This is a genomic window from Brevibacterium sp. HMSC063G07, from assembly GCF_001810665.1.
Taxonomy (GTDB): domain Bacteria; phylum Actinomycetota; class Actinomycetes; order Actinomycetales; family Brevibacteriaceae; genus Brevibacterium.
The window spans coordinates 156646-169847 of sequence record NZ_KV802350.1; the positions used below are offsets into that span (position 1 = coordinate 156646).

At 62.3% G+C, this 13202-nt stretch carries 13 protein-coding genes; 10 read left to right on the top strand and 3 right to left on the bottom strand.

Annotated features, from left to right (window positions below; all coding sequences use genetic code 11):
• The first annotated feature begins 71 nt into the window (after positions 1 to 71).
• The 5 genes from HMPREF2757_RS12125 to HMPREF2757_RS06100 all read left to right on the top strand — a co-directional run bounded on the left by HMPREF2757_RS12125 (position 72) and on the right by HMPREF2757_RS06100 (position 3890).
• Positions 72 to 908 carry a VldE C-terminal domain-containing protein gene (locus tag HMPREF2757_RS12125; protein WP_070574299.1) on the top strand — a complete coding sequence of 279 codons (837 nt, stop codon included), beginning with the start codon at positions 72 to 74 and terminating at the stop codon, positions 906 to 908.
• Positions 905 to 1837 (top strand): tRNA pseudouridine(55) synthase TruB, encoded by a 933-nt coding sequence (gene truB, locus HMPREF2757_RS06085; RefSeq protein WP_070574301.1) that lies wholly within the window; start codon positions 905 to 907, stop codon positions 1835 to 1837. Before HMPREF2757_RS12125 ends, truB begins: the two co-directional genes overlap by 4 nt.
• Before the next feature lie 67 nt (positions 1838 to 1904).
• Complete coding sequence (locus HMPREF2757_RS06090; protein WP_070574303.1) at positions 1905 to 2486, top strand: hypothetical protein; 582 nt, start codon at positions 1905 to 1907, stop codon at positions 2484 to 2486.
• The gene (locus tag HMPREF2757_RS06095) at positions 2479 to 2877 is read left to right on the top strand and encodes a hypothetical protein (protein WP_070574305.1); all 399 of its coding nucleotides are present in this window, start codon (positions 2479 to 2481) and stop codon (positions 2875 to 2877) included. The genes HMPREF2757_RS06090 and HMPREF2757_RS06095 overlap by 8 nt, the downstream gene beginning before the upstream one ends.
• 29 nt (positions 2878 to 2906) lie before the next feature.
• Entirely contained in the window at positions 2907 to 3890 is a 984-nt protein-coding gene (locus HMPREF2757_RS06100) for a bifunctional riboflavin kinase/FAD synthetase (RefSeq protein ID WP_370919388.1), read from the top strand.
• On the opposite strand, the gene mtnN is transcribed toward HMPREF2757_RS06100, so the two are convergent.
• A complete protein-coding gene (gene mtnN / locus HMPREF2757_RS06105) occupies positions 3819 to 4562 on the bottom strand; it encodes a 5'-methylthioadenosine/S-adenosylhomocysteine nucleosidase (RefSeq protein WP_070574306.1) in 744 nt (247 codons plus the stop codon). The genes HMPREF2757_RS06100 and mtnN overlap by 72 nt on opposite strands.
• Positions 4562 to 5020, bottom strand: coding sequence for an S-ribosylhomocysteine lyase (locus HMPREF2757_RS06110; protein WP_070574308.1), 459 nt, complete (start codon positions 5018 to 5020; stop codon positions 4562 to 4564). Before HMPREF2757_RS06110 ends, mtnN begins: the two co-directional genes overlap by 1 nt.
• Positions 5021 to 5144: 124 nt before the next feature.
• On the opposite strand from HMPREF2757_RS06110, the gene rpsO reads away from it, so the two are divergent.
• From rpsO to HMPREF2757_RS06135, 5 genes are all read left to right on the top strand, one after another.
• On the top strand, positions 5145 to 5414 hold the full coding sequence (gene rpsO, locus HMPREF2757_RS06115) for a 30S ribosomal protein S15 (RefSeq protein WP_070574310.1): 270 nt from the start codon (positions 5145 to 5147) through the stop codon (positions 5412 to 5414).
• A 192-nt stretch (positions 5415 to 5606) separates the two neighbouring features.
• Positions 5607 to 7820 (top strand): polyribonucleotide nucleotidyltransferase, encoded by a 2214-nt coding sequence (locus HMPREF2757_RS06120; protein WP_070574312.1) that lies wholly within the window; start codon positions 5607 to 5609, stop codon positions 7818 to 7820.
• A gap of 8 nt (positions 7821 to 7828) precedes the next feature.
• Positions 7829 to 9109 carry a M16 family metallopeptidase gene (locus HMPREF2757_RS06125; protein WP_070574314.1) on the top strand — a complete coding sequence of 427 codons (1281 nt, stop codon included), beginning with the start codon at positions 7829 to 7831 and terminating at the stop codon, positions 9107 to 9109.
• A 66-nt stretch (positions 9110 to 9175) separates the two neighbouring features.
• Positions 9176 to 10834 carry a thiamine pyrophosphate-binding protein gene (locus HMPREF2757_RS06130; RefSeq protein WP_070574316.1) on the top strand — a complete coding sequence of 553 codons (1659 nt, stop codon included), beginning with the start codon at positions 9176 to 9178 and terminating at the stop codon, positions 10832 to 10834.
• Positions 10835 to 10930: 96 nt separating this feature from the next.
• Positions 10931 to 11557, top strand: coding sequence for a superoxide dismutase (locus tag HMPREF2757_RS06135; RefSeq protein ID WP_070574318.1), 627 nt, complete (start codon positions 10931 to 10933; stop codon positions 11555 to 11557).
• 116 nt (positions 11558 to 11673) lie between these two features.
• Here the strand turns inward: HMPREF2757_RS06135 and HMPREF2757_RS06140 are convergent, their stop codons facing one another.
• Positions 11674 to 13167: a DUF1846 domain-containing protein gene (locus tag HMPREF2757_RS06140; protein ID WP_070574320.1), complete on the bottom strand. Its 1494-nt coding sequence runs from the start codon at positions 13165 to 13167 to the stop codon at positions 11674 to 11676.
• Positions 13168 to 13202: the final 35 nt, after the last annotated feature.

Here is a 13202-nt window from a genome sequence, read left to right on the forward strand (position 1 = left end):
TGCATTGTGCAAAGTCGCCCCCTATGCTTTTATAAAGCTTCGGTAACGTTGATAAAGGATTGGAAACATCAGTGGGTAAACACTCGGCACCTAAGAAGAGCGCTTTCGCTGACGTCGCTGATCTTTTCGGAGCGCTTCGCCCCTCCAAGCCCGGCCGTCGATCGGCCCGTCATGACGCAGAGCCCCTGACGTCCGCCGGAATTCTCAGCAAGATCAACCGCCGGCCAGTGCTCTCGGCCATCGCCGTCCCTGTTGCAGCCAGCGCCGCAATTGCAACATCCGCGGCCGTTATGACTTCCAAGGGCTCCGGCGAAGACAATCCGGCCGCGTTTGCGTCGAAGCTCGCGCCGGAAGCCGAGACCGTTTCTGCCGAGGCTCCCAAGGACGCCGACAAGGACGTAGGGCCCGGCGCGGTCTCCATTGCCGAACCGGTCCAGGAGAGTTCTGACGAGCCCGCGGGCTCCAATGGCGAAACCTCGAGCAGTGCATCCTCCGGCAGCAAGGGTTCCTCCGGCAAAGCCTCATCCGGTGGTTCCGCTGCGGCTTCGGGCAGCGTGTCCGGCGAGAAGTGCTCCGTGTCCTCGTCGATTGAGGGCGGACTCACTCCCAACGCGATTTCCGTCTACCGTGCTGTCTGCGCCGAGTTCCCGCAGGTGAAGTCCTACGGCGGTCGCCGCAATGATCCCGGTTCGGACCACAACTCCGGTAACGCCGTTGACATTATGATCACCGGTTCGACCGGCGACGCCATTTCCGACTACCTCATCAAGAACTCCTCTAAGCTCAACGTCAAGTACATCATCTGGGAGCAGCGCATCTGGATGCCCGGCCGCGGCTGGAAGCAGATGGAAGACCGCGGCGGAGCGACCGCGAACCACTTCGATCACGTTCACGTTTCGGTGAAGTGACGAAACCCGCTTCTGGTCCCACCGGCCTTCTGCTGATTGACAAGCCCGGCGGGATCACCAGCCACGACGCGGTTGCGCGCACTCGTCGCTGGTATGGCACCCGCAAGGTAGGCCACGCCGGAACTCTTGATCCGATGGCCACGGGCCTCCTCGTGCTGGGCTTGGGGCAGGGGACCAAACTGCTGACCTATGTTGTCGGGGCTGACAAAACGTATACCGCGACTGTGCGCTTGGGCTCTTCGACGCCCAGCGACGATGCCGATTCTTCACCCGACCGCTTCGCGGACCCCGCAGTTCTGGCTGCGGTGACCGAGGCAGACGTCAAGGAAGCAGTTGCGAGGCAGACCGGGTCTGTTCAGCAGGTGCCGTCGGCCGTTTCGGCTGTGAAGATTGCGGGCAGAAAGGCCTATGAGCTTGTGCGAGCCGGCGAAGACGTCGAACTCAAAGCCCGCTCTGTGACGGTTTCGCGCTTTGATATTCACGATGTCCGGCGAAGTGAGTCGCACATTGACGTTGATGTTTCCGTGGACTGCTCCACGGGAACCTATGTTCGCGCTTTGGCCCGCGATATCGGCGAGGACCTTGGCGTCTACGGTCACCTGACCGCGTTGCGCCGGACGCGGATCGGCCCTTTCTCTGTTGAGGATGCTCACCGCCTGCCGGACCGCGACCGGGTTGACGAGGTGCCTCCGCCGCAGCTGTTGGACCTCGGTTCGGGTGCGTCTGCACTTATGCCCGCGGTGACGATGGATGCGGCAGCGGCCCGGGGGCTGCTGCAGGGGCGCTTTCTGCCGATTGCAGGGGCTGATTCGTCTGTGGAGAGGTGCGCGGCGATCGCTGACGGGAGACTTGTGGGAATTGTCGAACCTCGGCAGGGCCTCTGGAAGATTGCGGTGGGCACAGCATCTCTCGATGAGTACAAGCGCTAACAGCTTGTAAATGCATAAACAAGTTATTTCGCTTGTGCGTTCAGATCCCTATTGCAATACTGTAGATATGTTCGTCATCAACGCCGACCAACGCAGCTCTCGTACTGAAGCAGACCGTGTTCCGCAGCTGCTTACGGCCGCTGCGGACTGTGCGGCTGCTTTGCCCTTTGAGCGGACAGTCGGCGACGAGGTCCAGGGTGTGTTCGCCAGCGGAGCGGACGTACTGGCCGCCTTGGAGATCATTCTTCGCAGCGGTCGCTGGTCTGTCGGGATCGGCATCGGCGCCGCGCAGCTTGCTGATCGGCCTTCAGCTTCCAGGGGAAGCGCTTTCATCGCTGCACGTGATGCAGTTGAAATCGCAAAGAACCGCTGGCAGGAAATCGCCGTGTGCTCACCGAATGGCACTGTGGAGCCAGCGCAGACGCTTGCCTGCTTGACCGGTCATTGGATCGAGAGGGCCAGTGAAAGGCAGTGGTCCGTTCTGCGCTTGGCTCGAAACCACACTCAGAGGCAAGTCGCCGCACAGCTGCAGATTTCGCAGCAGGCTGTATCCGACTCTCTGCGAGCTTCAAAGGCTGCGGCGATCGACGAGGGGATGACGCAGCTGGAGGTGCTTCTCGACCGAGAGGACGGACGCTGTGATGTATGAACTGCTCGCCGCTTTGGCTGCGGGTGTTGCCGCGTCGCTTATCGGCTGGCCGGTGACATCGCTCATTCTGCGGGCTGCTGCAAGCAGGCGGGAGCAGCCGGGCCTGGACATCAGGGAAGAGCCGACACTGCAGGACACACCGGCTATTGACTCTCCGGGCCTGCTGCGAGGGGGACTGTGGATTGGCCTGCTTGAAAGGTTCACTGCGGCAGTCGCCATTGCGCTGGGCCAGCCCGAGATTCTCGCCGTTATCGTCGCGCTCAAGGGGCTCGGGCGCTTTCCCGAACTGCGTGCATCCCGCGCCGCCGGGGAGCGGTTCATCATCGGCAGCCTGGCATCGCTGGCGGTGGCCGGTGTGCTGGGTGAAACAGCCCGCTTTCTCGTGCGCTAGGCTTAGCCCGTCCCAAAGAAAGGAGCGTCGTGGAGATTTTCCGGTCGACAGCAGAATTTGCTGCCGGGCCCAAGCGCCTGCAGACGGCTAATGCCGTGACGATCGGCAATTTCGACGGTGTTCACCGAGGTCACCGGTTGGTGCTGGGCGAACTGGCCGCCGCGGCTGAACGACTTGACGTTCCCTCCGTCGTGCTGACTTTCGATCCGCACCCGGCGGCCGTGCACAGTCCCGAACACGCTCCGAAGCTCATTATGGGACTGCACGAGAAGCTTGAGAAGATTGCCGAAACAGGCGTTGATGCGGTTCTCGTCCAGCACTATACGCTCGACTTCGCGCAGGCGAGCCCTGAGGAGTTCATCCGCGACTATCTGGTCGGGCAGCTGCACGCCAGCGCTGTTGTCGTCGGCAGCGACGTGCGCTTCGGCCAAGGAAACTCGGGCGACCTCGAAACACTGCGCACCTACGGAAGACAGTGCGGAATCGACACCGTCATCGGCCTTGACGACCTCGGCGATGACGGTGGGCGGTACTCCTCGACGGAGATCCGCGCGCTCATCGACGCAGGCGATGTCGAAGCTGCAGCCGGCATCCTGGGTGAGCCGCATTCGGTGACGGGAACGGTCGTCCACGGCAATGCCCGCGGGCGCGAACTCGGCTTTCCCACGGCCAACCTGGGTTTGGTCGACGGCATGATTCCCGCAGACGGGGTCTATGCGGGCTGGACTCGCTTCAACGGCGGCGAGCGCATGCCCACGGCAATATCTGTGGGATCGAACCCCACGTTCTACGGTGACGACCGGCGGGTGGAAGCGCACATCATCGGCGTGGACTTCGCAGACTTGGATGTCTACGGCGAAGAGGCCGAAGTCGAATTCACCCATCGCATTCGCGGCCAGGTTGTCTTCAGCGGTCTGGATCAGCTGATCGAGCAGATTGCCCTAGACGTCCGCGATATCTGTACAGCGCTGGGAATTGAATGCCCGCAGCAGGCCGAGAGTCGCTTGGGCTGATATGCGGGCAGCCTCGTCGAGGCTGAGAGAAAAGTCCTGGCCGGCCTTGGGTCCGCACAGATCAGAAACCGCCCGCACCCCGGCAAAGGGAATGCCGAAGGTGTGGGCCGTCTGCGCTATGGCAGCTGTTTCCATGTCCGTGCTCAGTGCTGCGGGGAACGTGGTGCGCATATGGCCGATATTGGCTTCCGTGATGAACGACGCGCCGGATAGGGCTTCGCCGAACTTCACATGGCCTTTGCCGTCAGCCCACTGCCGAGCCGCGGTCAGCAGGCGGGCATCTGCCGGATAGTCGGTCGGCATATTCGGCACCTGGCCGGGTGCGTAGCCGAAAGCCGTCGCATCAGAATCGTGGAAGCGAACGCTGTCGGCCACCACGACATCGCCCACAGAAGTGTCTTCTCCGACCCCGCCTGCCGAACCGGCTGAAAGAACAGCGCTGGGTCGGTAGAGCATGGCGGCCTGGGTCGTCGCGGTCGCCGCATTTGCAAGGCCGATGCCGCTGCGAACGAGCACGGCCGTTCCGAAGTCAAAGCCCAGCAGCTGAAAATCTGCTGGGCCCTGCGTGCGCAGATGCTCGTGGGATTCTGCCGCAGCCAAAAAAGGTGCGGCCTCTTGGTCCATGGCCACCTGAATGACAAAAGCGTCGTTCGGCGACTGGCGTGAGATCATCAGGCAAACACCCGGTCCCAATCGCTGCGCTTGGCGAGGAAGTCCCGCACTGCGGTCTTAGCGCCGTCAAGAGAATGGCTGGCTGCCCAACCGCACTGCTTTTCATTTGCAGCCGGCACCGAATCGGCTTCGAGGAGGTCGTCGAACGCCTTTTCGAGGATGGGAAGGAACGCATCCGGTTCGAGGCCGTTGGTCAGCGCGTAGAAGCCGGTCTGGCAGCCCATGGGGGAGAAGTCAACGAGCGCGTCGGTGTGATTGCGCATGTGGTGGGCCGTCATGTGCTCAATCGAGTGAATCGTCGCCATGTCCAGGTGTTCCCTGTTGGGCTGGCAGAATCGGACGTCGTATTTGATGAGTTCGACTCCGCCGGGAAACTCCGAGCGGTCGGCAACGCGCACATAGGGTGCGGCGACGGCGGTGTGATCGAGGCTGAAGGATTCTACGTTCGTGGTGTCCATGGCTCGATTATCGCAGAGGGGAGCGAACGTGTTAAGGTGGACTCCGCCGTTTTGCCGGCCGCGGTCTGATAGGGCATTCGCACCAGGCGAGTGCGCCGCGCAGCGATTTCTGAAGGAGAACCGCATGGCACTTGACAAGTCCGTTAAGCAGGAAATCATCAAGGAATACGCGACCCACGAAGGCGACACCGGTTCCCCGGAAGTTCAGATCGCCGTCATGAGCCGCCGCATCAAATACCTCACCGAACACTTCAAGGAGCACAAGCACGACCACCACTCGCGTCGCGGTCTGCTCCTGCTGGTCGGTCAGCGCCGTCGTATGCTCAAGTACCTCGCTGAAACCGACATCGAGCGCTACCGTACGCTCATCGCGAAGCTCGGTCTTCGCCGCTGATCATCTGATTTTCAACCGCCAGCCCGCCTGCATCCCGCAGGCGGGCTGGTGTGCTTGATACACTAAACAGTGTCCAAGCCCGCATGCTGCCGGTGATCGACAGTGGCCTCCGCAACTGAGAGTGTGCGTGGGCTTCGATCGAGCACCGGGTGCGGGGACACTTCAAGTCATCCCCTATGAACGGAGACTCTTTTGGGTATTCACCCTTATTCTTCAGTTGCCCACATTGACAACGGGCGCTTCGGATCGCACACCGTGCGCTTCGAAACTGGTCGCCTGGCCCAGCAGGCCAACGGTTCGGCCGTTGCCTACCTCGACGACGACACCATGCTGCTGTCGACCACGACCGCCAGCAAGAACCCGCGCGAAGGCTTTGACTTCTTCCCGCTGACCGTCGACGTCGAAGAGCGCCAGTACGCAGCCGGCAAGATCCCCGGTTCGTTCTTCCGCCGCGAAGGACGCCCCACCACCGACGCGATCCTCACGTGCCGCCTGATCGACCGTCCGCTGCGCCCGTCCTTCGTCAAGGGCCTGCGCAATGAAGTCCAGGTGGTCGTCACGGTCATGTCGATCAACCCCGACCACATCTACGACACGCTGGCCATCAACGCCGCCTCGATGTCCACCCAGCTGGGCGGACTGCCGTTCTCCGGCCCCATCGGCGGTGTGCGCATCGCACTCATCGAAGACCAGTGGGTTGCATTCCCCAACCACTCCCAGCTGAAAGACGCTGTCTTCAACATGGCGGTTGCCGGTCGGGTCGTCGACGGCGACGTGGCCATCATGATGGTCGAAGCCGAAGCCGGCGACCAGGCGTGCGACCTCATCAAGGCAGGCGGCCAGAAGCCCACGGAAGAAGTCGTAGCCGGCGGCCTGGAAGCCGCTAAGCCCTTCATCCGCGAACTGGTTCGCGCACAGGAAGAACTCGCCGAGAAGGCAGCCAAGCCGGTCGCTGAGTTCCCCATCTTCAAATCCTATGAAGACGATGTCTACGAAGCCGTGAAAGAAGCTGCCTACGACAAGCAGGCAAAGAACTTCCAGATCGGCGACAAGCAGGAGCGCGAAGCCGCCGCTGACGCTCTGCTGGACGAACTCTACGAGCAGCTGGGTGAGAAGTTCGACGGCCGCGAAGCTGAAATCGCCGGTGCCCTCAACGCCATCACGAAGGACATCATCCGCCAGCGCATCCTCACCGAACAGGTGCGCATCGACGGACGCGGCCTGAAGGACATCCGTCCGCTGTCGGCCGATGTAGACGTTCTGCCCCGCGTTCACGGCTCGGCCCTGTTTGAGCGCGGCGAAACCCAGATTCTCGGCGTTTCGACCCTCAACATGCTCAAGATGGAGCAGCAGATCGATTCGCTGGCGCCGGAAACCTCCAAGCGCTACATGCACCACTACAACTTCCCGCCCTACTCGACGGGTGAAACCGGTCGTGTGGGAAGTCCCAAGCGCCGCGAAATCGGCCACGGTGCTCTCGCTGAGCGCGCCCTCGTTCCGGTTCTGCCCAGCCGTGAAGAGTTCCCGTATGCCATCCGCCAGGTGTCGGAAGCCCTCGGTTCGAACGGTTCGACCTCGATGGGGTCCGTGTGTGCTTCGACCCTGTCGCTGCAGGCAGCCGGTGTGCCGCTGCGCGCACCCGTAGCGGGCATCGCCATGGGCCTTGTCTCGGACATCATCGAAACCGAATCCGGACCGCAGCGCGCCTACGCTGCGCTGACCGACATCCTCGGTGCCGAAGACGCTTTCGGCGACATGGACTTCAAGGTCGCGGGAACGGAAGACTTCATCACTGCAATCCAGCTGGACACCAAGCTCGACGGCCTGCCGGCCTCCGTGCTGGGTGCCGCCCTGAAGCAGGCGAAGGAAGCTCGCCAGGCCATCCTCGAAGTCATGCACGAGGCCATCGACGGTCCCGCCGCGGAAATGGCGCCCACTGCTCCGCGCATCCTCTCGGTTGTCATCCCTGTTGACAAGATCGGCGAGGTCATCGGCCCCAAGGGCAAGATGATCAACCAGATACAGGAAGACACCGGCGCGGAGATCTCGGTCGAAGACGACGGCACCGTCCTGATCGGCTCGACCGACGGCCCGTCGGCCGAAGCTGCTCGCGATGCCATCAACGCTATCGCCAACCCGCAGGTTCCGGAAGTCGGCGAACGCTACCTGGGCACCGTTGTGAAGCTCATGAGCTTCGGTGCTTTTGTGTCGCTGAGCCCCGGCAAGGACGGTCTGCTGCACATCTCTGAGCTGCGCAAGCTCAACGGCGGCAAGCGCGTTGACGATGTCGAAGACGTCATCGGCGTCGGCCAGCCCATCCAGGTTGAGATCTCGAAGATCGACGACCGCGGCAAGCTGTCGCTGGTACCGGTCATCGACGAAGAACAGTCCTCCGACGAAGACTGACTCCGGTCTTGACTGAACCTCTTCACCGGGAGGACAGTGCGGTTACCCGCACTGTCCTCCCGTCTGGTATTCGCGTCATTACGGAGACGATGCCGGGTCTGGGCTCGGAGACCATCGGCATCTGGGTCGGCTCGGGTTCGCGCAGCGAAACAGAACGTACTGCCGGTTCCACTCACTTCCTCGAGCACATGCTGTTCAAGGGAACCCGACAGCGCACGGCAAGGGACATAGCGCGGGAATTCGACAGGCTCGGAGGGGAAGCCAATGCGGTGACCGCAAAGGAGTACACCGCCTACTATTCTCGCTGTCTCATCGACGACCTCGACCGTGCAGCTGAAGTGCTCTGCGACATGGTGTTCAATTCGCTTCTGGACCCAGTGGAGTTCGAACGCGAGCGCAAAGTCATCATCGATGAACTGGCAATGGCGGCTGATGATCCGGTCGATGTTCTCTACGAGCACTACGATTCGATCATCTACCGCGGTTCCGGCCTCGGCCGGCCCGTGGGAGCCACGAAACAGCGGATCGAACAGCTGGACCAACGCGAACTCGTCGAACACTACGCGCACGCCTACACCGGTCCGCGCATTGTCATTGCCGCCGCCGGAGGAGCAGGGCACGAAGCCGTAGTTCAGGCGTGCCGGCGGGCAGCGGAGCATCTGCCCGCCCCGGTGGGCGGCACCTCGTCAGCTGTGCACGCAGGCGAACCGGCACCTGTCTTCCACGCCGATCGCAGCGCCTTGGTCAAGCCGACCGAACAGCAGGTGCTGCTGGCAGGGGTTGAGGGCCTGCACCTGGGCCACCCGGACCGCTTCACTCTTGCGGTTCTGCAGATGCTTTTGGGAGGGGGAATGTCCTCGCGGCTGTTTCAGAGCATCCGCGAAGAGCGCGGCCTTGCCTATTCGGTGCACTGCGCGGGCTCCCAGTTCAGCGATATCGGTGACTTCGGCATCTACGCCGGCTGCGCCCCGGAAGATGCCCCAGAGGTCCTGCGGCTGATCCGAGCGGAATGCGCCGAACTGGCCGAAAACGGGCCGACCCCTGCCGAGGTGGCAGACACCGCCTCTGCCAGCGCGGCTTCGGCTGTGCTCGCCATGGAGAGTTCGGCGGTTCGGATGAACCGTTTGGGCCGCAGTGAGCTGACCGGACAGCCGCTGCTGACGACTGACGAAATCGTCGAGCGGACCCGCTCGGTGACCCCGGAGGACGTGCGGGAACTCGCCGCGCGTCTTTTCAGCAGCGAGTGGGCCCTGGCGACGGTCGGTCCGCGTGACGACCTCGACTTCTGATACTTCGAACACCCTTCCCCATCAACAGCTTCTGCGCACTCGATGCCACTGAGCGAAAGGACGACGATGAACACCACCGGCGGACGCCAGCTTGCCGCGGCCCTCAAAGCACACGGCATTGAACAGGTGTACGGCATTCCCGGCACGCACAACCTTGAGATCTTCGCGGGCCTGCACAGTGAGGGAATACGCGTCATCACGCCTCGGCACGAACAGGGCGGCGGCTATGCGGCCGATGGTTCGGCACGGGTTTCAGGCAAGCCGTCTGTGCTCATCACAACTACCGGACCAGCTGCGCTCAACGCTGCGGCAGCCATGCTGCAGGCGCACTCGGATTCGGTTCCGGTGCTGTTGATCAGCCCGGGTGTTCCCGTGCGCCACCCCGGTCTGGGCAATGGCCTGCTGCACGAGGTCCGCTCGCAGTCGGGTGTTTTCGATTCGATTGTGGAATCGTCGGTGCGTGTGACATCGCCCGGTGAAATCCCACAGGCGGTCGCTTATGCGTTTGCGACGATGACTACGGGCCGGAACAAGCCCGTCTACTTGGAAATCCCACTGGATGTCATCGAGGAGGACGGCCCGCACACACCCGTGCAGCCGGTGTCCGCAGATGTGCGGCTGCCGCTGGACGAGGCTGCCCTGGACTCTGCTGCCGCGGCACTTGAAGCCGCAAAGAAGCCGCTGCTGATAGCAGGGGGAGGTTCACGAGGTGCCGGTCGGGCAACCGCGCAGCTGGCGGAAGCGCTGGGCGCTCCAATTGTGGAGACTACCGCGGGAATGGGAGTTCTCGAATCGCCCAACCGGATCGGCGCTATCGGCGGCCTGGCAGCCTTCCACACGTTGCTGGGGGAATCGGATGCGCTCATCGCGGTGGGCACGGAGCTCGCTCCGAGTGAATTCTGGGACCCCGGCATGCGGCTGCCGGAAACCGTTGTGCGCATCGACATCGACCAGCGCGCCATGATCACCAACGCCGCACCGTCACATCAGCTTCTGGCCCGTGCCGAGGAGGCTGTGGCCGGTCTTGTCGACAGGCTCACCGGGCAGCCTGCGGAAGGCGAGCTGTGGTCGCAACCGCTGACACAGGAAATCGAAGCTGAACGCTCTGAGTGGCACAAACCGTTTAAGGCCCTGACTGAAGCACTCAACATTCACCGGCAGACGATTGACGGTTCGCTGACTTTGGTGGGCGATTCGTCCATGTCGTGCTATTACGGTCTGCAGCTGGGTGTCCGACTGCGTGAAGGTGACCGCTATCTGTACCCGGCAGGCGGCGGAACTCTGGGCTATAGCCTGCCGGCCGGCATCGGCGCCAAGTTCGGCCGTCCGAGTGATGAGGTCATCGCGGTTGCAGGCGACGGCGGGGCGATGTTCACTATCCAGGAGCTCATGGCAGCGGTGGAGCACCGGCTGGCAGTGTCGTTCATCATCATCGACAATGGCGGCTATGGCGAAATCGCCCGCGAAATGCTCGAACGCGGTGATGCGCCGACAGCCGTTGCGCTGGGCAGGCCGGACTTCGTTGCCCTGGCGAACGCGCTGGGTATGCAAGCGCAGAAAGTCACCGACGCCTCGCAGTTGGCGACAGGTTTGGCCGAGGCGCGCGAAGCACAAGCACCCCGCCTGTTCGTCATGGACGAACATTCGCCCACAGCCGAGTATCTGGTCAACAATCCGCAGTTCGGCAAGTCAAAACCGTCGGCGCGTCCGGTGCATATGGAATAACGGGCCGGACAGGCGCCGTTGTAGCAGGTGACGAGCTTCGATAGGCTCGAAAGCGATAGCGACAGACGTCGCTCGTTGACTTCTTAGGAGGAAGACATGACCGTCAAGTACGAACTTCCCGATCTTTCCTACGACTACGCAGCTCTGGAGCCGCACATTTCGGCACAGATCATGGAGCTGCACCACAGCAAGCACCACCAGACCTACGTCAACGGTGCGAACACTGCACTTGAGAAGCAGGCCGAAGCACGCGACAAGGGCGACTTCGCAGCCGCTGCCAAGGCATCGAAGGACCTCTCCTTCAACCTCGGCGGCCACGTCAACCACTCCATCTTCTGGAACAACATGTCCCCGGACGGCGGCGACAAGCCGACCGGCGAACTCGCTTCGGCTCTCGATGACGCCTTCGGCGATTTCGACAAGTTCCGCGGTCACTTCGAAGCTGTTGCCACCAGCATCCAGGGCTCCGGCTGGGCTGTTCTCGGTTGGGACCTGCTGGGCCAGGCTCTCACCATCGAGCAGCTGTATGACCAGCAGGGCAATGTGCAGATGGGCTACGTCCCGCTGCTGCAGCTGGACATGTGGGAGCACGCTTTCTACCTCGACTACAAGAATGTCAAGGCCGACTACGTCAAGGCCTGGTGGAACGTTGTGAACTGGGAAGACGTACAGGCTCGCTTCGAGCGCGCACGCAAGCAGGGCGAAGGCCTCCTGCTGGGCTGATAGCTCCACGCACAGAAGGCGGGGAACAGTCTCACTGTTCCCCGCCTTTTCTGTGTCTGTCCGTCTCGTGTGCTGGGCACGGCGGCTGCACTGCCGCTGCGCCAGCCCGCTCAGATTCAGCGCTTGTGGTAGAGGGACTTTCGCTGGTATTTGGGGTCTGAGGTCACGCGCATCTGCAGATTGCGGAACACCTCTTGGTCGACCGAGCCGAGCAGAGTTGTTGTGTGCACATCGCAGCTGCGCAGCTCTTTGAGCCTATCCAGCGCAGCGGCGGCGTGGTGGTCAGCCGTTGCCGAGGCAGACAGCGCAATGAGGACTTCGTCCATGTGCAGACGGGGGTTGCGGCTGCCCAAATGCTGGGTCTTGAGCGTCTGTATGGGCTCAATGTTCTCCGGCTGCAGCAGGTGGACGTCCGCGTCGATGCCCGCCAGGTGCTTCAGAGCGTTGAGCAGCATCGCCGCGGAACACCCCAGCAGTTCGGAGGTTTTGCCGGTGATGATCGTGCCGTCGTGCAGCTGCATGGCCGATGCGGGCTGACCGGTTGATGCTTCGAGGTTCTGGGCAATGCCGATGATCGGCCGGTCCGCCTCAGTGATGTGTGCTTTGCGCATGATCACGGCAATCCGCTCAGAAACGGTGTCGTCGAGGTTTTCTCGGCGCTCGTCGGCGAGTGCGGTGAAGTAGCGGCGGATGATCTCCTGCTCGGCGGCCTGGCGGACGATGTCGTCATCGCTGATGCACATGCCCGCCATGTTGACGCCCATGTCGGTGGGGGACTGGTAGGGAGATTCCCCGTAGAGCTCTTCGAGGGTGGCTTTCAGCAGCGGGAACACTTCAATATCGCGGTTGTAGCTCGTAGCTTCCCTGCCGTGGGCGCGGAGGTGGTAGGCATCGATGACGTTGATGTCGTCGAGATCAGCCGTCGCGGCCTCGTAGGCGAGATTGACCGGGTGGTCCAGGGGAAGGTTCCAGATGGGAAAAGTTTCGAACTTCGCGTAGCCGGAGGTGATGCCGCGGCGGCTGTCGAGGTAGAGCTGCGACAGGCACGTGGCGAGCTTGCCCGATCCCGGGCCGGGGCCGGTGACGACGATGAGGTCCCGGGTGGTTTCGACCCAGTCGTTTTGGCCGAAGCCGTCTTCGCTCATGATGAGCGAGGTGTTGCTCGGGTATCCGGGAATGGTCACGTGTCGGGCAACGGTGAGCCCCAGCCGTTCGAGCTTGGTGATGAATTCGCGGGCTTTGAGGTTGCCTTCGTCCAGCTGCGTCATGACGATGTTGTCCACGGTGAAGCCCTCTTCGCGGAAGGCGTCGATCAGGCGGAGAACGTCGTCCTCGTAGCTGATTCCCAAATCAGCGCGCATTTTGTGGCGGTCCAGATCGCGGGCGCTGACGCAGACGAGGATTTCGAGTTCGTCTTTCAGTTCGGCAAGCATGGCCAGTTTGTTGTTCGGGGTGAAGCCCGGCAGAACCCGTGAGGCGTGATGGTCGTCGAAGAGCTTGCCGCCCATTTCGAGGTAGAGCTTGCCGCCGATGTCCCGGCGTCGCTGGGCAATGTGTGCTGACTGTTGGCGGATGTATTCTGCGCTGTCGAATCCGAGGGGAGCCTGCATGGTCTTTGATATTAACACCGCGGTGGGATGACAAA